The sequence below is a fragment of the Photobacterium nomapromontoriensis genome (genome assembly GCF_050336815.1).
GTDB classification, from domain to species: domain Bacteria; phylum Pseudomonadota; class Gammaproteobacteria; order Enterobacterales; family Vibrionaceae; genus Photobacterium; species Photobacterium nomapromontoriensis.
Genome location: NZ_JAKJSL010000024.1, coordinates 1 through 22,771, shown reverse-complemented (window position 1 = coordinate 22,771; position 22,771 = coordinate 1). Strand labels below are relative to the sequence as shown.

Annotated in this window: 24 protein-coding genes; 9 read left to right on the top strand and 15 right to left on the bottom strand. The window is 42.0% G+C overall.

Translation table 11 applies throughout. The features are described 5' to 3' along the window. Positions 1-146: 146 nt before the first annotated feature. Complete coding sequence (gene pepT, locus L4D12_RS09455) at positions 147-1,376, top strand: peptidase T (protein WP_428447588.1); 1,230 nt, start codon at positions 147-149, stop codon at positions 1,374-1,376. A 78-nt stretch (positions 1,377-1,454) separates the two neighbouring features. Here the strand turns inward: pepT and L4D12_RS09450 are convergent, their stop codons facing one another. Together L4D12_RS09450 and L4D12_RS09445 are read right to left on the bottom strand one after the other, a co-directional pair. Further along, complete coding sequence (locus L4D12_RS09450) at positions 1,455-1,730, bottom strand: hypothetical protein (RefSeq protein WP_428447587.1); 276 nt, start codon at positions 1,728-1,730, stop codon at positions 1,455-1,457. A gap of 149 nt (positions 1,731-1,879) precedes the next feature. Further along, entirely contained in the window at positions 1,880-3,364 is a 1,485-nt protein-coding gene (locus L4D12_RS09445) for a carboxypeptidase M32 (RefSeq protein WP_428447586.1), read from the bottom strand. 309 nt (positions 3,365-3,673) lie between these two features. On the opposite strand from L4D12_RS09445, the gene L4D12_RS09440 reads away from it, so the two are divergent. Beyond that, on the top strand, positions 3,674-4,849 hold the full coding sequence (locus tag L4D12_RS09440) for a serine hydrolase (protein ID WP_428447585.1): 1,176 nt from the start codon (positions 3,674-3,676) through the stop codon (positions 4,847-4,849). A gap of 182 nt (positions 4,850-5,031) precedes the next feature. Beyond that, a complete protein-coding gene (gene ttcA, locus L4D12_RS09435; RefSeq protein ID WP_428447584.1) occupies positions 5,032-5,925 on the top strand; it encodes a tRNA 2-thiocytidine(32) synthetase TtcA in 894 nt (297 codons plus the stop codon). 605 nt (positions 5,926-6,530) lie between these two features. On the opposite strand, the gene L4D12_RS09430 is transcribed toward ttcA, so the two are convergent. The 11 genes from L4D12_RS09430 to ccoN form a co-directional block, all read right to left on the bottom strand. Then, positions 6,531-6,701 carry a hypothetical protein gene (locus L4D12_RS09430; RefSeq protein WP_428447583.1) on the bottom strand — a complete coding sequence of 57 codons (171 nt, stop codon included), beginning with the start codon at positions 6,699-6,701 and terminating at the stop codon, positions 6,531-6,533. A gap of 311 nt (positions 6,702-7,012) precedes the next feature. Then, complete coding sequence (uspE, locus tag L4D12_RS09425; protein ID WP_428447582.1) at positions 7,013-7,951, bottom strand: universal stress protein UspE; 939 nt, start codon at positions 7,949-7,951, stop codon at positions 7,013-7,015. A gap of 270 nt (positions 7,952-8,221) precedes the next feature. Then, the gene (gene fnr, locus L4D12_RS09420) at positions 8,222-8,977 is read right to left on the bottom strand and encodes a fumarate/nitrate reduction transcriptional regulator Fnr (protein WP_428447581.1); all 756 of its coding nucleotides are present in this window, start codon (positions 8,975-8,977) and stop codon (positions 8,222-8,224) included. A gap of 75 nt (positions 8,978-9,052) precedes the next feature. Beyond that, positions 9,053-9,730 (bottom strand): sulfite exporter TauE/SafE family protein, encoded by a 678-nt coding sequence (locus tag L4D12_RS09415; protein ID WP_428447580.1) that lies wholly within the window; start codon positions 9,728-9,730, stop codon positions 9,053-9,055. After that, positions 9,720-9,920, bottom strand: coding sequence for a cbb3-type cytochrome oxidase assembly protein CcoS (gene ccoS / locus L4D12_RS09410; RefSeq protein WP_428447579.1), 201 nt, complete (start codon positions 9,918-9,920; stop codon positions 9,720-9,722). The genes L4D12_RS09415 and ccoS overlap by 11 nt, the downstream gene beginning before the upstream one ends. Continuing rightward, positions 9,913-12,306: a heavy metal translocating P-type ATPase gene (locus tag L4D12_RS09405; protein ID WP_428447578.1), complete on the bottom strand. Its 2,394-nt coding sequence runs from the start codon at positions 12,304-12,306 to the stop codon at positions 9,913-9,915. Before L4D12_RS09405 ends, ccoS begins: the two co-directional genes overlap by 8 nt. Then, the gene (locus tag L4D12_RS09400; protein WP_428447577.1) at positions 12,303-12,794 is read right to left on the bottom strand and encodes a FixH family protein; all 492 of its coding nucleotides are present in this window, start codon (positions 12,792-12,794) and stop codon (positions 12,303-12,305) included. Before L4D12_RS09400 ends, L4D12_RS09405 begins: the two co-directional genes overlap by 4 nt. A 109-nt stretch (positions 12,795-12,903) precedes the next feature. Beyond that, on the bottom strand, positions 12,904-13,884 hold the full coding sequence (ccoP, locus tag L4D12_RS09395) for a cytochrome-c oxidase, cbb3-type subunit III (protein WP_428447576.1): 981 nt from the start codon (positions 13,882-13,884) through the stop codon (positions 12,904-12,906). A 5-nt stretch (positions 13,885-13,889) separates the two neighbouring features. Further along, entirely contained in the window at positions 13,890-14,063 is a 174-nt protein-coding gene (locus tag L4D12_RS09390; protein WP_428447575.1) for a cbb3-type cytochrome oxidase subunit 3, read from the bottom strand. A gap of 9 nt (positions 14,064-14,072) precedes the next feature. Next, on the bottom strand, positions 14,073-14,681 hold the full coding sequence (ccoO, locus tag L4D12_RS09385; protein ID WP_428447574.1) for a cytochrome-c oxidase, cbb3-type subunit II: 609 nt from the start codon (positions 14,679-14,681) through the stop codon (positions 14,073-14,075). A 12-nt stretch (positions 14,682-14,693) separates the two neighbouring features. After that, positions 14,694-16,121, bottom strand: coding sequence for a cytochrome-c oxidase, cbb3-type subunit I (ccoN, locus tag L4D12_RS09380; protein WP_428447573.1), 1,428 nt, complete (start codon positions 16,119-16,121; stop codon positions 14,694-14,696). 276 nt (positions 16,122-16,397) lie between these two features. Between ccoN and L4D12_RS09375 the strand changes: the two genes are divergently transcribed. Further along, a complete protein-coding gene (locus L4D12_RS09375) occupies positions 16,398-16,841 on the top strand; it encodes a hypothetical protein (protein WP_428447572.1) in 444 nt (147 codons plus the stop codon). A gap of 130 nt (positions 16,842-16,971) precedes the next feature. Here L4D12_RS09375 and L4D12_RS09370 read toward each other — a convergent pair whose 3' ends face one another. Continuing rightward, positions 16,972-17,553 (bottom strand): SDR family oxidoreductase, encoded by a 582-nt coding sequence (locus L4D12_RS09370; RefSeq protein ID WP_428447571.1) that lies wholly within the window; start codon positions 17,551-17,553, stop codon positions 16,972-16,974. Positions 17,554-17,567: 14 nt separating this feature from the next. Next, a complete protein-coding gene (locus L4D12_RS09365) occupies positions 17,568-17,693 on the bottom strand; it encodes a hypothetical protein (RefSeq protein WP_428447570.1) in 126 nt (41 codons plus the stop codon). Between the two features lie 155 nt (positions 17,694-17,848). Between L4D12_RS09365 and L4D12_RS09360 the strand changes: the two genes are divergently transcribed. The 5 genes from L4D12_RS09360 to L4D12_RS09340 form a co-directional block, all read left to right on the top strand. Next, the gene (locus L4D12_RS09360; RefSeq protein WP_428447569.1) at positions 17,849-19,765 is read left to right on the top strand and encodes an ATP-binding protein; all 1,917 of its coding nucleotides are present in this window, start codon (positions 17,849-17,851) and stop codon (positions 19,763-19,765) included. 219 nt (positions 19,766-19,984) lie between these two features. After that, complete coding sequence (locus L4D12_RS09355) at positions 19,985-20,755, top strand: hypothetical protein (RefSeq protein WP_428447568.1); 771 nt, start codon at positions 19,985-19,987, stop codon at positions 20,753-20,755. An 84-nt stretch (positions 20,756-20,839) separates the two neighbouring features. After that, entirely contained in the window at positions 20,840-21,292 is a 453-nt protein-coding gene (locus L4D12_RS09350; RefSeq protein WP_428447567.1) for a BAR domain-containing protein, read from the top strand. Positions 21,293-21,301: 9 nt separating this feature from the next. Continuing rightward, positions 21,302-21,763, top strand: a complete 462-nt coding sequence (locus L4D12_RS09345) for a hypothetical protein (RefSeq protein ID WP_428447566.1) — start codon at positions 21,302-21,304, stop codon at positions 21,761-21,763. Between the two features lie 645 nt (positions 21,764-22,408). Beyond that, a partial coding sequence (locus tag L4D12_RS09340; RefSeq protein WP_428447565.1) for a phage protein occupies positions 22,409-22,771 on the top strand: 363 nt, incomplete at its 3' end.

The window sequence follows — 22,771 nt, the reverse complement described above, 5'->3', positions numbered from 1 at the left end:
GATGGTAATTCCTTTGAAGCTGGCATCCTTTTATGCATAAGCAAAACTAATCCAGTAAATCATGATTCATCGCAATGCATCATCTGGATTACACCTGATATTATCTGTGTATATCTGATCAAACTAAATCAACCAAAGAGTGATACATGGATAAATTAATTGAGCGTTTTTTACGTTATGTGTGCTTCGAAACTCAATCTAACGCAGCCAACTCACACTGTCCAAGTACAGAAGGACAGCGTGTATTAGCGCAGCAATTACATGCTGAATTGGTCGAACTGGGCTTGTCAGATGTTGAATTAGATGACAATGGTTACTTAATGGCACGTTTGCCATCAAACAGCGATTGGGATGTGCCGGCTATTGGCTTTATTGCACATATGGACACCGCGCCCGATGCCTCTGGCAAGAATGTTACCCCACAGATTGTTGAAAAATATCAGGGTGGGGATATCGCACTAGGTATTGGTGATGAAGTACTTTCACCGATTCAATATCCTGATTTGAATAAGTTACACGGTCACAATATTATTACCACTGACGGTACTACACTGTTGGGCGCTGATAACAAAGCGGGTATTGCTGAAATTATAACGGCGATTGCAGTACTTAAAGCAAACCCAGAGATTAAACACGGTGATATCTGTATTGGTTTTACACCAGATGAAGAGATCGGCCGTGGTGCTAACTTATTTGATGTAAACAAGTTTAGCGCTCAATGGGCTTATACCATTGATGGCGGTCCAGTCGGTGAGCTGGAATATGAAAACTTTAATGCTTCATCTGCTTTTGTTACCTGCCATGGTGTAAACGTTCATCCTGGCACAGCAAAAGATAAGATGATTAATTCGATGAATATCGCCGCTCAGTTTCAGATGATGATGCCAGAGCAAGATACGCCAGAATGCACCGAAGGTTATGAAGGCTTTTTCCATCTGGTCTCTATGGATCCAAGCGTAGCAAAAACGACATTACATTATATCCTGCGTGATTTCGATACTGACAGTTTGGCACGCCGCAAGACATTGCTACAAAAGAAGGCAGACGAACTAAATAGTCGTCTAGTGAAAGGCCGCGTGAGTATTGAAATCGTCGATAGCTATTCAAATATGCGTGAAATGGTTGTTCCACACCCACAAATTATCGAATTGGCTAAACAAGCAATGATCGAGTGTGATGTTGAGCCGATCATCAAGCCCATTCGTGGAGGAACTGATGGGGCGCGTTTGTCATTTATGGGCCTTCCTTGTCCAAATATATTTACTGGTGGTTACAACTTCCATGGTATTCATGAATTTATCACGGTGGAAGGAATGGAGCAGGCGGTGAAGGTTATCGTTAAATTAGCCGAAAATACGGCAAAACAGCACCAGTAATTAATCCGTTTTTTCTATCTATCGCCCAGCCTTTAATAGAGGCTGGGCTTTTTATTTCTAATCACAGCATACTGAAAATTAAAGTTTTGGCTGTTTTTTGATATTAGGGTGCTTATTTATTTCATCCACGACCCAGTCGTTAAGATGCTTGATAATCGCAGCAATCGCATGTTTCTTCGTGCCTTTTTCATTGGCTGGGATATCGAGTTGTTGTTTCGCATGTAACCCGGTTTGATCTTCAGCAATGTGCAGCCAGTCAGGATGCCAATAATAGCTCTGACCTTGCTCAGTGATCCAATTATGAACACCACATTGTTCGCCTTTATAATCTAAATCATGCGCTGTATATTTCATTGCTGCCACTCCGAGTAATCATCCATATCTGCCATAAGTATAGAACTATACCTTTACGATGTCTTGATGGAGAATGTGCAATCCTTTATTGCATAAATCAATAAAAAGCCACTGTTAACAGCGGCTTGGTAAGCATTTTTTACGGTTCGTTATTTCAGGTATCTTGTAACGAGATGGTCTTTGAAATATTGCGCATTAAGCTTTTCTCCCGTCGCATCAATGAGTAATTTATCTGTGTTTACTGTGGATGCACGTTTCCAAATATGACGATCTAACCAGTTAAATATCGGTTGGAAGTTACGCTCGCGAACTAGGTTTTCAACATTCATCTCTTTACTCATCGCCGCCATAAATTGGGCGGCATACATTGCACCAAGCGTGTATGACGGAAAGTAACCAAAGCTACCAAATGTCCAGTGTATGTCTTGCATACAGCCATCAGTAAAATTACTTTTTGTTGAAAGGCCGAGGTATTCAGTCATTTTTTTATCCCAAAGCTCTGGTATATCTACAACCTCAATTTTACCGTTGATCAAATCACGTTCAATTTCATAGCGTAGAATAACGTGTGCAGGGTAGGTCACTTCGTCCGCATCAACCCGGATATAACTGGGTGAAACGCGTGTATTCAGTAAAGACAAATTTTCTGCTGTTAGAGAGGGGTCATCTATGCGGTCAAAGGTTTCAGCCACAATAGGGGCCAATATATCGATGAATGGTTCGCTGCGTGCTAACTGCATTTCAAAAAACAAGCTCTGTGACTCATGGAGCCCCATCGAACGCGCCTTACCTGCAGGGAGCCCAGCCCATTTTTGAGGTAAACCTTGTTCGTAGCGAGCGTGGCCCGTTTCATGGATCACGCCCATCAAGGCTGATGAAAAATCCTCTTGGTCATAACGAGTTGTAATTCGAACATCGCTCGGTACACCGCCACAGAAAGGATGCACACTGATATCTAAGCGTCCGTGGTGGAAATCAAAACCTAACTTTTCCATCACATCAAGGCTAAGTATCTTTTGTTGCTCGACAGGGAATGGGCCGACGGGCTGAATAGCCAGCTCATGGGTTTGCTGCTCTTGGATCTGGCGAACTAATTGAGGAAGCCAACTTTTTACGTCAGCAAAAAGCACGTCAAGCGCTTGTGAGGTCATGCCTGGCTCATATAAATCAAGCAAGGCATCATAACGGCTTAATCCTGTCGCATCCGCTCTAATTTGTGCTTCTTGCCGAGTAAGCGTTACGACCTCTTGTAAGTTTTCGCTGAAACTTTGCCAGTCATTATTGCTACGTTGGGTACGCCAAGCATGCTCGCATTTTGAGCTTGCCAGTGATTTATTTTCAACCAGTTCCGCCGGCAGCAAGTTGGCAATTGACCAGCTTCGTTTCATCTCGCATAGGCTCGCATTTTCTTCATCCGTGAGCTTTTCGCTTTTAGCCAATTCAAACCATTCAGCCAAATATGAGGCTGTTGCAAGTTCATGACTGATCACTGCAAGTTCAGCCATGGCTTCTGAACGCGCTATATTACCACCTTCAGGCATCATAGCCGCTTGATCCCAACCGCAGATAGCTTCTAAATGTTCAAGCTTAGAAAGCTTTTTATGGTGTTGTTCTAATTTTTTATAGTAAGTCATTATTAATCCTTCATGTTGACTTATTTTGGCACCAGAAAATGCCACTACCTTTTACTAGTATGACATTTTCCCATTAACAAATCAGCCACATTTGTACTCGTGTAATAGTTCAGTAGCTTGCTTGTAGCCAGTTGCTTGGATATCGGCTATTCAGAGTCTGAAATATGTATCGATATAGGATCAAAAGCACGAATATTGTGATGATATTTGTAACGTAAATTACAATATCGTAAGACACTGTAAAGGTCACAAGATTTCATTCTCGTCTTGGTTATACTGCTTTGATACTGATCACCGACGGCGAGAAACATGACAACAATACTGAATCAAACATTTCGCACTTTAGCAGCAGGTTCTGTACTTTTTTCGGCTTCTGCCTTTTCTATACCTACTGTTATTCCTGATGCGCCGGAGTTAGGTGCAAAGGGTTATGTCCTGATGGATTTTCACACCGGACAGGTTTTGGTTGAAAAAAATGCGCACGAAAAACTCAATCCGGCCAGTTTGACTAAATTGATGACCAGCTATGTCGCTGGACAAGAGATGAAAAGTGGCAATATTAGCGAAGATGACCAAGTGGTGATCAGCCGTAATGCCTGGGCTCGAAATTTCCCGGATTCATCAAAGATGTTTATCGAGGTGAATACAGAGGTCGATATGATGGATCTATATCGGGGTTTAATCATCCAGTCGGGCAATGACGCAAGTGTTGCCATTGCAGAGCATGTTGCAGGGTCTGAAGGGGCTTTTGTTGGTTTGATGAACTCGTGGGCTAAAACCCTGAATATGACCAACAGTCGATTTGCCAATCCACATGGATTAGATAGCAATCAACTTTATACGACACCTTATGATATTGCGCTGTTAGGCCGGGCTATTATCAATGATTTACCAAACATTTATGCACTCTATAGCGAGCGTTCTTTTACCTATAACAATATTACTCAGCGTAATCGCAATGGTTTACTTGCCGATCGTAGCCTGAATGTTGATGGGATGAAAACCGGTTATACCAGCGGAGCAGGGTATAGTTTAGCAAGCTCGGCTACTGAAGGTAACATGCGACTTATCTCAGTAATCATGGGCTCGTCTAGTGCAAAAAATCGAGAAGCTGAATCTAAACAATTGCTCAATTATGGTTTCCGTTTTTTTGATACCGTTTCACCGCATAAAACAGGTAACGAGCTAATAAAAGAAAAAATCTGGATGGGCAACACTGATACTGTTTCTCTTGGGGTTGCTGAAGATACCTATGTGACATTGTCACGTAATGACGCGAAAAATATGAAAGCCAGCATTGAATTGAATGGTGATTTGATGGCCCCCGTTACCAAGGGTGATGTTGTAGGAAAGATCTACTATGTCGTTGGTGATAAAGAAATTTCTCAAGTGCCCCTTGTTGCACTTGAGTCCATCGAACAGGGTGGTTTATTCAGTCGCTTAGTGGATTATATCAAGATGTTTTTTATGAATTTATTTAAGTAAACGATCTGGTTGATTCACTGTATCAAGCAAAGCCCCGGATTCGGGGCTTATTTTTATATGTTTGTTTTGCTAAAGCACACAGAGTGTTCCAACCTAAAACAAAAATCCGTATAATCCACGCCCTATAAAGAATCCATCTAGGAAATCTACAGTCGGTCTAACCGACAGTGTGAGAAGTCGCAATGAATCAGAATGATATAAGAAAAGAGACACTTGAATTCAACAAACTCCAAAAACGCCTAAGGAGAAACGTTGGAAATGCCATCACCGATTACAACATGATCGAAGAGAACGATGTAGTCATGGCATGTATCAGTGGCGGTAAAGATTCATTTGCGATGTTAGATATCTTATTGAGTCTTAAAAAAGCAGCACCAATCAAGTTTGATGTTGTTGCGGTGAACCTTGATCAGAAGCAGCCAGGGTTTCCTGAGCACATTCTGCCTGAGTATTTCGCTAGCCTGAATATTCCTTACTACATCGTAGATAAAGACACATATTCTGTGGTTAAAGAGAAAGTGCCTGAAGGTAAAACAACCTGTGGCCTTTGTTCAAGACTACGTCGTGGTACCCTGTATTCATTCGCAGAAAAAATCGGTGCAACTAAAATTGCTCTAGGCCACCACTTGGATGATATCGTTGAAACCATGTTCCTGAACATGTTCCATGGTTCTCGTTTGAAAGCGATGCCACCTAAATTGCGTTCTGATGATGGCCGTAATGTTGTTATTCGCCCACTAACATATTGCCGTGAAAAAGATCTCATCAAATTTGCAGAACATAAAGCATTCCCAATCATTCCGTGTAATCTGTGTGGCTCTCAAGAGAACCTTCAGCGTCAGAGCATCAAAGCGATGCTAATTGAATGGGATAAGAAAACGCCGGGTCGTGTAGAGAGCATTTTCAAATCAATTCAAAACGTCAGCCCAAGTCAATTAGCAGACAAAGCGCTTTTCGATTTCGTAAACCTACCGCTTGATCGCGAAGGTGAAAGGGCTGAATATGCATTCACTGAAGCGATGGTGTCATCAACCAACATTGATGAATCAATGTTTATCGATGTTACTAACGTGTAGCTTGACTGATTAAACATAAAAAAGCCTCTTCGGAGGCTTTTTTATGTTTGCTATATAAGATGGGTGATAACAGTAAATTATCAGACATTCCTTTTAACTATTTTATTCAATATCCGGTATGGTTAAATGATGTTTAATAGGAGAAATAGCTATTATTTTTTAAATATTGTTTAATCCGTTTTATGATTAATATATATGCAAGTGTTATAATTAATGAGTAGGCTAGTATAAGCACTGAAAAATAAAATATATTCGTTGTTTGTTGAGATAGCAGATATAGGCCATATAACGATATAGCCCAGTAAATTATTCCAAAAATTTCATCTAGAAATGAAATCTTAATCAAAACTCTCAAAATTTTTTTTGTTTTCATAATGATTAAACCATTATTTTAATGAGTAGAATTTTGATATTGCTGCAACATGTTTTTCCATCGCTTTTTCTAGAAGAAAGTAGACTAAATGCAAATTACCAGCCATTTTAAGTGATTGATATAATTGACTGTTATTAGTCTTTAATTTATTTGCAGCTATTGATGAGCGTTGTAATAAACCTTGAAACATAAATAATCCAATTGGTATACGCTGATGCTCCGGCTGAAACACCTAATTTCTGTGCAAGCATTTATATGCAGCGCTTGATGCAATAGAAACTGCTATTTTAACAGCAATAATCTCAGCAAGCTTTTTACCAATTACCATTCTTCCTGCGGTATATGATGCTACAATACCGGCTTGCTTATAAATGGCTTTGATATCATCATCACTTAATGTCATATAGTAATGCTCTAAAATTATTACAATAGACTTAAATAATGATCTTTAAACAATGTCTGGCCAACTGAGTAAATACCCTTACCAAGAGCAATAGACATATCTACAACCGACATTATTGTAAACCTTAATCATCTAAAAATTTAGATTTCATTATCAAATTAAAAAGTTTTTTTCCATTATAAATAGATAATTATGCGATAAACTTCATGACTAACATGAGTGTTTTGTAACTAATATACATATTTTGGCTAAGCGTTCACCAAATCAATCACCTTTGGAGAACGCTTACTGCTGAAGGAGTTTAGAGATAGTTATAGGTTAGGACTCAGTGGACTAACATAGCCATCAGGTTTCAATGCGAGTAGATCGCAGTTTAAGCTATCAATAGTATGCTCGGCAGTATTACCAATGAAAATGGCGGATAAACCGGTACGGCCAGTTGTCCCTAGAATAACCAATTCAGCATCTAGGTCTTTCGCCACTTGTGGAATAATATCTTCTGGTAATCCTTCCAGTACATGTGTTTGCTCTTCTGGCAAACCATGCTTATGACGAAGAGCCTTCATGGATTTAAGGTGATGACCCCGAACCGCATCAGTATACGAGGCCGGATCAAACTCCGGAAGTTCGATAGTAATATTGACTGGCGTGGCAGGGTAGGCATTGACGAGATTAACTTCTGCACCCAATAGCTCAGCCATGGCTTTTGCTTCTTCTACAATCGCATCATTCAGCTGCTCGTGAGTGTCATCGTCAGCGGCAAGATTCACACTCGCCAGTACTTTGCCATTTGCTGGCCAATTATGCTCTTTAACCATGAGGACAGGACAAGGGCTTTTACGCAGAAGATGCCAGTCTGTTGGCGTGAAAATAACCGAACCAATTTTGTCATGATCATGCGTCGCTTTTATAATTAAATCATGGTGATGGCTGAATACTTCGGCAATTGTCGCTTCATAAGGGCGATTATGCCACACCACGGTGATCTGAATATCAAGCTCATCTTCAATATAAGGTTTTATGATGTCTTTTAGCCATTCTTCACGTTGCATAACAACACCACGACGCATTGCTTGACGCTCTTCTGAAGAGAGCATTGATGTCATCTCGTAAGAGAAGTCATAGATGGCTAAAAACAGGGTGATTTTGACGTTATCAGATTTTTTGGCAATCTGAATGGCACGTAATAATGCCGGTTGATGATCCTGAGTTGGATCGGCAACAACGAGAATATTTTTGTATTTGGTCATAACTGCCCCCTTACACAAACTGTGTTGGCATCTAAACCAGACTGTATTTCCTTTAAGGAATTATCTTTGTGCGATATCTCTAACGCTAAGAAATAAGAATGGTTTTTCAAATCAACTACTTAAATCAGTGATAGTCGATTAAGTATCTATAACTGTAACGTATAGTGAGCAAATTAGGGAGTAATGATCGAAAATTAATATAAAAAAAGTGATATGGCTCAAAGCGCATATCACTTTCTTATTACCGGTGACTACATCACTCAGAAATGGCTAGACAATGGTATTTTTGTTCACGCCAGCGAGCTTAGCAAGTTCTTCATGATCAAGGATGGTAATGTATTTCCCTTTCACACTTAGCATTTCAGATTTTTGGAAACGGCCTAATAAACGGCTAATCGTTTCAACAGTTAGTCCTAGGTAGTTACCAATATCACCCCGTGTCATAGTCAAACGGAATTCACGAGGAGAGAATCCTCGTTGTGAAAAACGCAGTGATAAATTGTATAAAAAAGCGGCTAAACGTTCTTCTGCATTCTTCTTTGAAAGCAGTAAAATCATTTCTTGATCACCTTTAATTTCGTTACTCATCAGACGCATAATTTGCTGACGAAGTTTTGGCATTTTCCCTGACAGATCATCTAGGATTTCAAACGGGATTTCACACACCATTGAGGTTTCCAAAGACTGCGCAAAGCTTGGATGCATCATGTCATTGATTGCATCAAAACCCACTAGATCTCCAGCAAGATGAAAAGCGGTAATTTGCTCATCACCTTGTTCTGTTATGGTGTAACTTTTGATTGTCCCAGAACGAATAGCATACAGCGATTTTAGCTCATCACCAGCTTTGAACAGCTCTTGTCCTTTTTGGATAGGCTTTTTACGTTCGATAATTTGATCTAGCTGATCTAACTCAGACTCATTTAACGTAAATGGAATGCATAACTGACTAATACTGCAATCCTGACAATGAATTGCACACCCGCCAGATTGGATACGTTTGGTTGTTAGTTTGTCTGAAATCATAAGCTTGTCTAACCAATTTGATGTAGGTCAATATTTTAACATGATATGAATCATTATTACGAGTATTAAAAATGCCTACATTATTTGTTTGATTGCGATATAACCAGTATGAACGCCATAGACTAGTAACAGCAAGGCGCTCGCACGCTTAAAATAGAGGCTCCTCAAAACCTGCTGAAGTTGCTGAGCCATTGCGCCCACCGCAATCATGGCGGGAAGGGTACCTAAACCAAATGCGAGCATGACTCCAGCCCCCGATACCGCACTGCCTGAGACGGCAGCCCAAGAGAGAGTGGAGTAGACCAAACCACATGGCAACCAGCCCCACAAAGCCCCAAAAGGCAATGCAGCAACAGGGGACTTAAGTGGTAGAAGTGATTTTGCTTTAGGGGATAAGTGGCGCCAAAGGCCTTGTCCTACTCGTTCAATTTGACTGATTCCCTGCCACCATTGGCCAATATATAAGGCCAATAAAATCATCATGATAGCCGCAATCAGCCGTAATGCAGACAATGCCATCATATAACCACTAAAATGCGCCATACTAGCAAACATACCGCCGATTATGGCCCCCGCAATCATGTAAGAAACGAGGCGTCCGGTGTTGTAACAGGCTAAATATGGCCATCGTTGTGATTGCTGACTGCCTGGTAAACCAAGTGTAATCGCAGCCGCCACACCGCCACACATACCAAGGCAATGACCCGCTCCCATGAGGCCAATAAGAAAGGCGGCGTAAAAATCAACGTTCATGCGTGGTATCACTTGATGGTGCTGAAGGCTGCCCCTTTGATGGCGATGAATCGTCTTCATCAAACAGGATATCGTATCCTTGGCGTTCAAGATCTTCGAATTGCTCACTTCGAACAGCCCAAAGGAAAATGACGACGGCAATGAAGACAAAAACTATCGCAATAGGTATTAACAAGTAAAGACTAGTCATTTTCTCTTAATAACCTTAAAGAATTTGATACAACAATGATCGAACTGCCAGACATGCCGACAACGGCGATATAAGGGGCAACGAGACCCGCGACAGCTAAAGGTAAGATAATTAAATTGTAGCCTAATGCCCAAGCCAGGTTTTCACGAATTATCTTACGGGTTTTTAATGCCAGTTCTCTCGCGCGTAAAATACGAGACAAATGATCACCAAGCAACACCATATCTGCCGATGATTTGGCGACATCAGTACCGCTCCCCATCGCAACAGAGAGGTGAGCTCCTGCTAAAACTGGTGCATCATTCACACCATCACCAATCATTAAAGCGACTTTGCTTTTATCCAAGCGGCGTAGATAATTTAATTTGCCTTCTGGGGATGCACCAGCCACCAGCTCATTCACCCCTAATATATCAGCAACGATTCGAGCTGACGCTGAATTATCACCTGTTAACATCGTTACATTTATGCCCGCAGACTGAAATTGCTTAATCAGTTCAGTGCTGCCTTCTCGGATAGGGTCATCAAGTTTAAATCCAGCAACCAGTTGCGTGTCACAGCTCAGCCAGACTTGGTACTGGTTATCGCACTCTGCCAGTAGCTCTTCCTTATCCGGGTGGTGCTCGAGAACAAAATCCGCTTTACCGATACGCCATTCAACCCCATCCCGAATACCTTTTAAGCCACTACCGATGACATTTTCAACATGATCAAATTGACACGTCTCATGACGATAGCCATTAAATGCACGAGCAATCGGGTGATTTGCAAATTGCTCGAGTGCCGCTGCATGCATTAAAGCTTGTGGCTTTGTATACGTATTAAATACGGAGGTATCAATGAGACGGACATTCCCCTCGGTTAATGTGCCTGTTTTATCAATCACAAGCTGATTAACCTTACACAAGGTTTCTAACACATGGCCTCGGCGCAGTAATATTCCAAGCCGACCTAAGCTTGAGGTAGAGCAAGTCAGTGCTGTTGGGGTTGCAAGGGAGAGCGCGCAAGGGCAGGTTGCGACCAGTACCGCAAGGGTGATCCACAAAGCATTTTCAGGTTTATGCTGGTACCAGTAAAACCAGGTACAGACAGAAATGAAGAGAATGCCAGCCACAAAGTAGCGCGCCACAATATCGGCGACTTCGGCAACTTTCGGTTTGGAGCCCTGAGCTTCATCTTGAAGGCGAACAATGTTTGATATCAATGAATTCTGACGTTCATGAGTGACTCGTAAAACAATGTTTCCTTCGCCGTTAATTGTACCGGCAAAGATCGCGTCGCCAACGTTGCGCGCAACCGGCATCGGCTCACCAGTTAACATCGATTCATCAATGGCGGTTTCACCTTTTATAATTTCACCATCAGCGGGTATGCTCTCACCGGGCAAAACCGTGACAACGTCACTAACTTTTAATGTTTTAGCTGCAACCTGAGATCCATCTTCAAGGGTCGCCATTGCCGGCACTAGCTTTAATAGGTTGGCACTCGCCGCCGCCGCCTGGCGTCGAGCCCGCATTTCTAAAAAACGCCCTAGCAATAAGAAGAAGGTAAACATCGTGATGGATTCAAAGAACACTTCACCTTTTTCCATCACGGTGGCATACAGGCTGGCACTATAAGCAAATAGCAAAGCAATAGAGACCGGCACATCCATTCCCAGTGTACGGGCACGTAAATTTCGCCATGCATTCAAATAGAAAGGGAGCGCAGAGTAGAGAAGTACGGGGGTGGCGAATATTAGGCTTACCCAACGCAGGTAGTTTTTAAACTCAGCATCAAGATCACCAAAAATTTCAAAATAGAGGGCTACCGCTAGCATCATAACCTGCATGGTTGCTATCCCTGCGATCCCCAACCGATAAAGATACCCCTTCATTGTGCGATGATACTGTTGCTCTTGAGCATCTGCCTCAAACGGGGCGGCTTTATAGCCTAAGCGATGGATAATACTGAGAAGGTGACTCAGTTTTGTTTTAGCTGGGTCCCAAGATAGTAAAGCGCGGTGGGTCGATGTATTAACCCGAATCGTGATCACTCCAGGTTCTCGCTTTAATTGTTTTTCGATGAGCCAGGCACAAGCGGCACAGGAAACTCCGTCAAGGGATAAAGACACTTCTTTACCATTTTCACCTTTACGAACAAATTCCTGCTGAATTTCATCGTGATCATAAAGCAGTAATGCCTGTAACTGTTGTGGCACTAAATCTGCTTTTTCAGCTGGCGCGGTTCGATATTCATAGTAAGACGTTAGACCACTTTCAACAATTGTTGAAGCGACAGCTTCACAGCCAGGGCAACACATATCACGAATTTTACCAAGTATTTCAACCTTATGCTGACAATTCTTTGGTACCGGATCACCGCAATGGTAACAATCTTTTGTCATTCCTTGATCTGCCCGTACAACGCGATCGAGCCGGATGTTGGTAGGTTTATACGACCTTGTAACATCCAGTCGCCATCAAATGGTTCAAGCTCAACAAACCATGGCCCTTGTAATAGCTCTGCTGAGTTGAAACGATAGGTGCCCGCTAAATCAGCACTTACCATTTGGGTAAAGTCTCTATCTGCTAGCGTGCGGTGTGTAAATGTCACCCGTAAATTGGGGTGTGTTTTGAGTTCGCCTTTATTGAAATGAACCATAATCTCATGGCCATTAACAGTAACAGAGGCTTTTAATTTGAGTGCATCCGCTACCCGTAAGCGAGAAAGATCCAAATTGATGGCTTTTCCCTTTTTGTAGTAATCTTCAGCGACGAGGTCAACTTGGTTCTGTGAAAAGATGTATACAGCTGTCAAACTGTAAAAGATTGACGTGGCAGGGATGGCAAAAACGAACCAAGGCCAAAACTGCTTATACCATGGTTTACGCATAGCGATTACCTTTGATGCTTTGAGGGAACGAACCCCTGAAAAATAACAGGGGCCAAGTCTTATGTCTCAGTGATAATTGCCAATTTCACAATCAACATGTAACTGAGTATTACCGCTCTGTGTTGTTACTCAGCCCCCAGACATAGGCAGAAATCAGCTGAATTTTATCTTCACCCAAAATATCTTTCCACGCAGGCATCACACCCTGACGACCTTGAGCTATCGTAGCTTCTACGTCACGACGAGCCCCGCCATATAGCCAGATATTATCAGTAAGATCTGGAGCACCAAACGCAGGATTACCTTTCCCGTCCGTGCCATGACAAGCCGCACACATCACAAAGCGCTGCTTACCTGCAGCCGCTTCTTTTACGTTAACACTGCGGCCTGACATGCTGAGCACATAGGTCGTCACTTCTGTTACACCATCTTCAGTTAGCGAGTCAATCCATGCAGGCATCACGCCATGACGGCCGTCCATAATCGTCGTTTTGATGGCTTGCGCTTCGCCACCATATAACCACGCGTTATCAGCTAGGTTAGGGTAGCCTAATTGGCCTCGCGCATCTGAACCATGGCATTGAGCACAGTTTTGCAAGAACAGCCGCTGACCCACTTTATTGGCTTCAGTGTCTACCGCAATATCGGTAATAGGCCGCAGTGAATTGCCTGATGCATCATAAGCAAGACGTTTAAATGTCTCACCAAATTGCGCATTTGCTTCATCAAGCTCACGGGCATATTGGTCAAGTCGCTTTTCTTTATGTGCGCTTGCAATGGCAGTATTTGACTCATCAATCGAACGGATAGACTGGTTTGAGCTTTGCCAACCTAGAACACCTTGAAAACTCCCTAACCCTGGGTACAACACTAAATAAACAGCCCCAAAGACCAAGGTAGCCCAGAACATATAGGACCACCACTTAGGTAGTGGGTTATTTATTTCACGAATACCGTCGTACTCGTGCCCCATATCTTCACCTTCTTCGATCCCCATGTTGTCTTTGCTACACCAGATAAGTAGAGCAGCAATTCCTACAAAGGTTGCGATAGTGATGATAGTGATCCATAGACTCCAAAACGTAGTCATGCTTCCTAGCTCCTATACTTATCTCGCGTGGCCACATCATTTTCTTCATCCGCAAACACAAGGTTCGCTGCTTCCTCAAAACGTGATTTTTGGCGTTTACTAAATGCCCAAATTACGATGCCTATGAAGCTAGAAAACAATATAACGGTCCATATACTATGAACGATTCCAATATCCATCTGGTCTCCTTACTTCATTGCATGACCCAGCGACTGAAGATAAGCAATAATTGCATCCATTTCAGTCTTACCTTTCACTTCCTGACCCGCATTGGTCACTTGCTCTTCGGTATAAGGCACGCCAAACATATCGCGGAATACAGCGAGTTTCTTGGGGGTTAATTTACCGTCAAGCACGTTTTCTTCGAGCCATGGGAAGCTAGGCATATTGGACTCGGGAACAACAGCACGTGGGTTTATTAAATGAATACGGTGCCAGTCATCAGAATAACGACCGCCGACACGTGCCAGATCGGGGCCTGTACGTTTTGAGCCCCAAAGAAATGGGTGTTCCCACACACTTTCACCCGCGACAGAGTAGTGACCGTAGCGCTCTGTTTCAGAACGAAACGGACGGATCATCTGACTATGGCAAACATTACACCCTTCACGGATATATACATCGCGACCTTCCATCTCTAATGCCGTATAAGGGCGTAAATTATCAACAGGTTCGGTTGTCTGGTCTTGATAAAGTAGCGGCGTAATTTCAACCAACGCACCAAAGCTAATCGCAACGATGATGAGGATTGCTAGGAGGCCGACATTTTTTTCTACAAGTTCATGACGATTGCTCATCTGTCGATATCCTTATGCTGGTTGCTCAGTGGCTAGTAGGCTTTCTTTCGGCGCGACAATCGTTTTATATGCGTTATACGCAAGTAAGAACATGCCGGATAGGAAGATTAAGCCGCCAATAAAGCGAACAAAGTAGAACGGGTAAGACGCTTGTAGTGATTCAACAAAACTATACGTTAACGTACCGTCAGTGTTAACTGCACGCCACATCAGGCCCTGCATCACACCGGAGATCCACATTGCGACGATATATAGCACCGTACCAATCGTGGCTAACCAGAAGTGAACGTTGATCAACTTGATTGAATACATGCGCTCCTGACCAAACAGTTTTGGAATCAGGTGATATATTGCTCCGATAGATACCATTGCAACCCAACCTAATGCCCCTGAATGCACGTGGCCAATGGTCCAATCGGTATAGTGCGAAAGGGCATTAACGGTCTTAATTGCCATCATTGGACCTTCGAAGGTAGACATACCATAGAAAGATAATGAAACCACTAAGAAACGCAGAATAGGGTCATAGCGAAGTTTATGCCATGCACCAGAGAGCGTCATAATCCCGTTGATCATTCCCCCCCAAGACGGTGCGAATAAAATCAACGACATGACCATACCTAAAGACTGAGTCCAGTCGGGTAGCGCGGTATAGTGTAGGTGGTGAGGGCCAGCCCAAATATAGAGTGATACGAGTGCCCAGAAGTGCACAATAGATAAGCGGTAAGAGTAAACAGGTCGACCAGCTTGCTTTGGGACAAAGTAGTACATCATACCGAGGAAACCTGCCGTAAGCAGGAAGCCAACAGCATTGTGTCCATACCACCACTGAACCATCGCATCCACCGCACCGGAATAAGCCGAGTACGACTTAGTCATAGACACTGGAACCGCTAAACTGTTCACAATATGAAGAACGGCTACCGTTAAAATGAAGGCACCAAAGAACCAGTTTGCGACATAAATATGCGATGTGTTTCTTTTTATCATGGTACCGAAAAAGACTATGGCATAGGCAACCCAGACAACAGCAATCGCGATATCAATCGGCCATTCCAGCTCTGCGTATTCTTTCCCTGAAGTCCAACCCAACGGCAATGAAATTGCGGCGGATAGGATGATGGCTTGCCAGCCCCAGAATGTAAACGAAGCTAACTTCCCACCGAATAGCCTTGTTTGACATGTGCGCTGCACTACATAATAAGACGTAGCAAATAAGGCACTGGTTCCGAATGCGAAAATCACTGCATTTGTATGCAGTGGACGCAAACGGCTGTATGTCAACCAAGGGGTGTCAAAGTTTAGCGCCGGCCACACCAGCTGAGCGGCAATCAATACACCAACAGCCATTCCAACAATTCCCCAAAGTATGGTAACTAAAGTGAATTGACGAACGACTGTATAGTTGTAGTTTTGTTCAAGCTGCTTTACTTGGCTCATGTTGCATGCTTCCAATTTAAATTGTTCAACTACACTCAATTTCCTTGTGCGAACAAGAAGATGTCGCAATACCACCCAAAGCTTGATAATCACCATGTTGTTTTTTAAAACAACTCAGCAATTAAATTGCAATTTTGTAGTAAAAGTGGCATTTTCATTGACGTATACTACTAGTTTTAACATCTGATTGACAGAGTCAAGGGTACACATTGTTTACGGATGAGTAACATTTATGTGAAAAACTTGACCTCTGTAACACGAGAAGCACGGAAAATCATGGCAGCAGAAAAACTCACCAAAGGCAGATTAATTCAAATTCTCTTTATTATGGCTGTTCTTATCACAGCATTTACTTGGAGAACAATTACCTATGAAGAAATGCAGTCAATAAATAACAACAAAATTACGTGTGAATTAACCGCAGATAAATGTATATCTTCTGATCAGAAAACAACGTTCGACATCGCTTTAAATCCATATCCAGCAACAGCTAATAGCGAGTTGATCATACAGTTTGATAACACAGTTGTTAAACCATCAGCGACGGTCGAAGGTGTGACGATGTACATGGGGACAATACCGGTCGTGTTCAATAAAACAACCACTGGCTGGCAAGGGAAATTTATTGTACCAATCTGTACCCATACGGAAATGCAATGGGCAGCAACAATCATTCAGGGAAAGAAGACCATTATTGCAACGTTTACTGTGAAAAAGTAAACATGAATAAGTAGTTAAGTTTGCTTATTATGGTTTATAGGGGTTTGATATATCAAACCCCTTATTTATCACATATAATCAAAAAATCTAGGTGACACAGTGTTCAGATACTGAGTGATTTGAAGCCATCTTATTCGCTATAGATCATTTTCTTTGTCATCCCACCATCAACAACAAAATTTTGCCCAGTGATAAATCCTGCTTCTTCTGAGATGAGATAACTCACTAATGATGCAATATCATTAGGCTGCCCGACGCGTCCGACGGGGTGCTGAATATGATCGATGTCGCGTAATGGTTCATCAATCACATCAATCCAGCCAGGCGATATACAGTTGACTCTCACATGTGGTGCCAGGCTAACGGCTAATGAATGGGTCAGGGCAATAAGCCCACCTTTAGAGGCACTATACGCTTCTGTATTTGCTTCAGATTGGAGCGCTCGTGTAGAGCTAATATTAATTACCGAGCCTCGTGTAAGCTTTAGGTAAGGAAGACTATATTTAGTCATCATTAATGGGGAGGTAAGATTTACCGCTAGCGTTTTGTGCCAGTCGTATAGGTTAAGCGCTTCTAGAGGCGCGTTGTATGGATCAGCAATGGCCGCATTATTGATTATGCCGTCCAACCTTCCATGCTGCTGATAGATTTCAGTAATCAGATGTTCAACATCAGGCTCTATAGATACATCTGCTCGTTTATACCTAATCAACGGGTTTTCTGACACTAACTGATAGCATCTTCATCGATATCAGCAACGACGACTGTCATGGAACGTGAAAGGTAGTTTGCGATTCCTTTACCAATTCCTTTTGCGCCGCCAGTAATTATCACAACTTTGTTTGTCAGCATTTCCATGTTGTTCCAATAAATTTGAATCTGAATAGTATTAGCGAACACCTATCAAATAACTTTAATGATATTTTATAAAAAAAGACAGACCGCACTGATTAGCAAAACAAAAGTGATTATTATCTTAACGAATTAACAACAAAGAACGTTTTTGCATGGATATAGCCACCAGTTTTTCATCAGAAAAGCTCCAAGAAACCTTACTTGATCTAATGCGAACCCGTGAACGTGAAAAGCAACTTAACGATGAAAATACCGCAATGGCGGGTTCAAACACAAAGCGTCAAGTATTCAATAGCTTACTCTCCATTCTACGTAAGTATATAAGTTTTGAACACGCTCTGGTTCTAACCCGAGATGACGAAACGGCGCCGTTGCGGACACTAGTTACAACATGTCGTTTTTTTGAATCGAGTATCTGGCCGGTAGGGACGACATTTATCCGTTCAATAAATGGTGAAAGCATCGCTCTATTTGATCCTAGGCAGGTCTATGAATTTAAACAGCTTTCAGATGAAATTATGTATTACTGTCATTCTGCATTAGTTACTGGGGTCAAAGCCTGTTCTGGTGATGCGTTACTGCTTTTTTTACACTCAGATAAAGGTCAGTTCACGCCAAATTGCCGTCGAGTACTAGAGCGTTTTCGACCACTCTTAGAACATGCGATCATTGATATAGATTATCGTGAACGACTTCAGTCTATTGTTACCGCTCGTACTCAAGAGCTCACTCACAGTCAACAGCGATTCCGAGACTTTGCGAACACCGTTGGAGACTGGTTTGGGGAAGTCGATACTGACTACAGCTTTACATATATATCATCATCAAATATCGCGAGTCACATTGTAGATACTCATTGCATTCTTGATATATTTAATGAGAATTCAGCATTTTCAGAGAAAATTAAAACCATATTTATTAAGCAAGAAAAGTTTGAAGATGTTGAATGGCAGTTACCTGAGAACGAAGGAGGGCTATGGATCAGTTTCAGCGGAACACCATATTTTACTAAACAAGGCCAGCTTCTCAGTTTTCGTGGGACTGCCAAAGATATTACGAGTCGTAAACAGCGAGGCTGGGTTAACCAAATGGATCACTCTGCACAGCTTTTGCTAACAATCATTAACGACATCCTTGATTTATCACGAATTGAATCAACAAATTTTGAACTCTTCAACGCTTCAATATGTTTAACTGAATGCATCAATTTGGTTGTTACGCAGCTTCATGAGCAGGCTTATAAAAAAGGCATCAAGCTAAAAGTCATCGTTGCTATCGATGTACCAGTAAGAATCATCGGTGATAAAAATCGCATTTCTCAAGTCTTATTTAACCTAGTTGGAAATGCAATAAAGTTTACTCATCAGGGGACAGTCACAATAGCGGTTAGCCGAAAGGAACAGCAACTGCAAATCTCAGTAAAAGATACAGGTATAGGTATCGCCCCTGATGCCCAGGAAATGTTATTCAATCCATTTATGCAAGCTGATAGTAGCATCACAAGGAAATATGGTGGTACCGGGTTGGGATTAGCTATCAGCCAGCATCTTATCCGGAAAATGCTGGGGGAAATCTTGCTGGAAAGTGACATCGGTATTGGCAGCTGTTTTCGTATTGTCTTACCGTTATTACCCATGCCAAATGATAATGCCACACACCCTGTAGAGCCAACAGCAGCTCACTATTTACCATCACTAAACATCCTTGTTGCTGAAGATAGCCCCACGAACCAATTAGTTGCAAAATTGATGTTAGAAAAACGAGGACATCAGGTGAAAATTGCCAACAATGGCATTGATGTTATCGACATGACACAAAATCACCCAGAATCATTCGATATTATTTTTATGGATATTTCTATGCCAGAAATGGATGGGATTCAAGCGACACAAATTCTGAGAATGACAGGTGTTGATCTTCCGATCATTGCATTAACTGCAAACGTTATGCAGTCTGATCAAGCCAAATATTTTAGCGTTGGGATGAATGATTTTCTCGCTAAACCGATATTAGCTCAAGAGCTCAATAATATATTGAATAAGTACCAGTTGATGAAATCGAACACGTGAATTTAGCGGACACCTTTCGGCTTGGCTCGTGACAAAACCTAGATGTACATTGTTCCGGATGACGCTTAAGTTGTTGATATAATGCTAACTATTTGAAATAATCGCGGCATTACAGGTATGTCTATTTGTGAGTTCTCACACATTTGTTGTCGTTCAAACATTCGCCACATAAAGGAACAGAGATGCAATTATCTCTGAAAGCATTAGTAAAAACATTGTTTGGACGTCAATCTGAACACTCCAATAAGAAGCCACAGACAACAAATAGCGATTGCACCACAGTACACATCAAGCAGCCAATCGTTACTAACGGATCCTCAAATACTCTCTGTACTGGATTACTGGTTAGACTTTGAATTATTTGATATCCCAGAATGTCCTTATGATTTCAAGAAGGGCATTGTCAGTGAGCCGGCTGGTGATTTTGATAAAAAGTGGTTGGATGATGAACAACCATTTCCAGCAATAAAAAAAGACAGCAAACTATTTGTAATGTTCCAATGCCATCGGGCTGGATACTTATTCCACTGCGAGGATAGCGAAAATGCTCAGCCTTTACATCCTAATACCGTAACCCCTAAAAGCTATTTATTAGGGGTTGCTTTCATTCCGAGCTTAAATACCCATGAGTTGACAGGCGAGAAATACCTCACTTGGCAACTGTCTGAAGACGACCAGGATAAAATCGTTAACCTTGCAACTATCCGTACAATTTATCGTCGATGCCGCTCTTCAGTACTCGCCAATATGACAATCACTGATTGGGTTGATACGTGTTTTGAATCCATTGGTCAGTTGCTACATAAACACCTTTCTAAGGAAGAGGGTGCTGATAATGAAGCTGCTGAACCACTGACGACAGAACAGTTAAAGCAATCCATTATTGAAATAAATCGCTGTATTGCAAGAGAGTTTTGGCCAACCCATGAATCACGAGAATTCATGGAGAAGTATGCTAAGGCGGTAGAAGTAAACAAGCAAGATCAGTAAATAAAGCGGTCGAAAACATATCAATGGTTTCGCTATCTCAAAGGGTTAAGTAACTACCTTGGCTTGTCGCCTTTAGTCTATCAATTGAAAGGAACTGCGCAGGATGACGCCAAGATCTTACTCAATGATTACTTCGGTGACTTGAAAGCAACAGGGGAGTTGTCTGCTTTTATTCAAGGAATTGCATCTAGCCAAAAGTTCTTAAAATCACATATGGGCTTTTTAGAGCCCTTAAGTAAATCACTAGAACAGATTATCGCTGACAAATTGTTAGTTAAGGAATTTGTTGAAAAATGGTGTCAGTTAGACGAAAAAAGCTGGCTAGAGTCCCTCGATGCTTTACAAAAGCTCGTGCAGGTTTGGTGGAAGTCAGAGCTTTGGAAGCATGAACTGGAAGCGGAGTACAAAGAGGCGAAAGATGCTTTCAACGCGTTACTGGCTACCCACAATGACGCACTGAAAGATTTAAACGCTAACCGTTTTGACAAGTGGGGAATTTTAGTTGACCACTACAAATACACCCATCTAATCATTTAATTACTAAAGATGCCTACGCATTACAGGGTAACGAAAATTGAAGCCCGTATCCAACAACTGTCACCCATTGGTAGCAAAGCAATCAATCAACTAAGAAGTGATCTTTTTGTGGCGGCCTTACTGGTTAATGAGTTGATGATAAAGCTAAATGCAGCAGAGCATCATAATACTTTTAAATTGCTACCTCAGCTTATCAACGGTAAATATCAAAGCCATGAAAACACCCCTGATCATGAAACATTGTGGGGGGTATTGTTCCTGCTGTTTCCAGTCATGTCGACATCGCTATCATCAGTAGAAAGCCAATTTATCCGAAAAGGCATGACGATCTATAACAGCATGGATGAGATTCGAACCAGCACACCAGTATTATTGGAAGAGCACCTGATAAAAGCCGTTAGCATCCCAAGTGTTGCCACCGCAGAGACGACCAGTTCAGACTTCAATAATGTTTGGAAAAACATGGCTTAGTCGAATGAACTGATGCGGTAAAACAATTAGATATTAGACAACGCAAACAATCAAATTGCTCGCGCTGTCTGGTATCTACAGCAGCAGCGAAGCAATGTGCTTAGTGATCTTAAACGCGGTAGCTCTTAGTAAGAAATACCGAACTTGAAGGACAAGGCAAACTGACAATTTGCCGCAGTATCTTAAAGTAAGGTGTTTATTACCTATTTTATGGTAAATACAATTATGTTCAATGAAGTTATAGTCGACACACAATATTCATTTTTCCAAAGAGTTTTGGGGATTTATAAGTTGTTGATATAAAAGAATAGGCTCCTTGCTCATGAAGTTATGGTTCCCCGAATAGAATTTAACATAATATACATAATGCGCACTGAGGGGTCGGAATTTAACAAATTTTACTGATGAATGTGTTATTAAGGAAACGTTCCTGTTTTGGCGGTTAAAATGCTTTGGAAACATGTATTTATACTCGTCTTTCATGATTTATCTGACGTTCGATTAAATGTAATCCTTAAACCGTCATGGTTGTGCTTTATCTGCCATTGACAGCATGGATGCCCGATTAATAACTGTCACCTATTGGTTTCGGCCTAATTAATCGGAACAAACTTATAATCAATGATGAAAAATGTGAGGTCTGTCATGTTGCATGACTCTTTCAAACGACTTTTCTGGCTCCATTTCGACACTATCCCTGAAGCGGCTGCATGGTTTCATGTGCGTCCGATTACCATCACACGCTGGCTATCCGGTGAATCTGACGTGAATCCGATGGCTGAAAAGCTGTTATTGATCCGTGCCCGTGGCTACCTCCCGGATGATACCCGCTGGCAAGGTTTCCGGGTTGATGAGGATCGCTGCATCATTATTACCCCGGATGGCCGCCGTTTCAGTCCGAAGGAATTAATGGGCTGGGCATTGCGCTTTGATGAGTACCATGCGCTCCGGCGACTGTATGAATTGGACTATGTGCCAGTGCGTTCCAATGTCGTTACGCCGTTGCCG

Excerpts from the sequence above, each read along its gene's own strand:
- pepT (WP_428447588.1), top strand. The coding sequence starts at position 147 with ATGGATAAATTAATTGAGCGTTTTTTACGTTATGTGTGCTTCGAAACT.
- L4D12_RS09450 (WP_428447587.1), bottom strand. The coding sequence starts at position 1,730 with ATGAAATATACAGCGCATGATTTAGATTATAAAGGCGAACAATGTGGT.
- L4D12_RS09445 (WP_428447586.1), bottom strand. The coding sequence starts at position 3,364 with ATGACTTACTATAAAAAATTAGAACAACACCATAAAAAGCTTTCTAAG.
- L4D12_RS09440 (WP_428447585.1), top strand. The coding sequence starts at position 3,674 with ATGACAACAATACTGAATCAAACATTTCGCACTTTAGCAGCAGGTTCT.
- ttcA (WP_428447584.1), top strand. The coding sequence starts at position 5,032 with ATGAATCAGAATGATATAAGAAAAGAGACACTTGAATTCAACAAACTC.
- L4D12_RS09430 (WP_428447583.1), bottom strand. The coding sequence starts at position 6,701 with ATGACATTAAGTGATGATGATATCAAAGCCATTTATAAGCAAGCCGGT.
- uspE (WP_428447582.1), bottom strand. The coding sequence starts at position 7,951 with ATGACCAAATACAAAAATATTCTCGTTGTTGCCGATCCAACTCAGGAT.
- fnr (WP_428447581.1), bottom strand. The coding sequence starts at position 8,977 with ATGATTTCAGACAAACTAACAACCAAACGTATCCAATCTGGCGGGTGT.
- L4D12_RS09415 (WP_428447580.1), bottom strand. The coding sequence starts at position 9,730 with ATGAACGTTGATTTTTACGCCGCCTTTCTTATTGGCCTCATGGGAGCG.
- ccoS (WP_428447579.1), bottom strand. The coding sequence starts at position 9,920 with ATGACTAGTCTTTACTTGTTAATACCTATTGCGATAGTTTTTGTCTTC.
- L4D12_RS09405 (WP_428447578.1), bottom strand. The coding sequence starts at position 12,306 with ATGACAAAAGATTGTTACCATTGCGGTGATCCGGTACCAAAGAATTGT.
- L4D12_RS09400 (WP_428447577.1), bottom strand. The coding sequence starts at position 12,794 with ATGCGTAAACCATGGTATAAGCAGTTTTGGCCTTGGTTCGTTTTTGCC.
- ccoP (WP_428447576.1), bottom strand. The coding sequence starts at position 13,884 with ATGACTACGTTTTGGAGTCTATGGATCACTATCATCACTATCGCAACC.
- L4D12_RS09390 (WP_428447575.1), bottom strand. The coding sequence starts at position 14,063 with ATGGATATTGGAATCGTTCATAGTATATGGACCGTTATATTGTTTTCT.
- ccoO (WP_428447574.1), bottom strand. The coding sequence starts at position 14,681 with ATGAGCAATCGTCATGAACTTGTAGAAAAAAATGTCGGCCTCCTAGCA.
- ccoN (WP_428447573.1), bottom strand. The coding sequence starts at position 16,121 with ATGAGCCAAGTAAAGCAGCTTGAACAAAACTACAACTATACAGTCGTT.
- L4D12_RS09375 (WP_428447572.1), top strand. The coding sequence starts at position 16,398 with ATGGCAGCAGAAAAACTCACCAAAGGCAGATTAATTCAAATTCTCTTT.
- L4D12_RS09365 (WP_428447570.1), bottom strand. The coding sequence starts at position 17,693 with ATGCTGACAAACAAAGTTGTGATAATTACTGGCGGCGCAAAAGGAATT.
- L4D12_RS09360 (WP_428447569.1), top strand. The coding sequence starts at position 17,849 with ATGGATATAGCCACCAGTTTTTCATCAGAAAAGCTCCAAGAAACCTTA.
- L4D12_RS09345 (WP_428447566.1), top strand. The coding sequence starts at position 21,302 with ATGCCTACGCATTACAGGGTAACGAAAATTGAAGCCCGTATCCAACAA.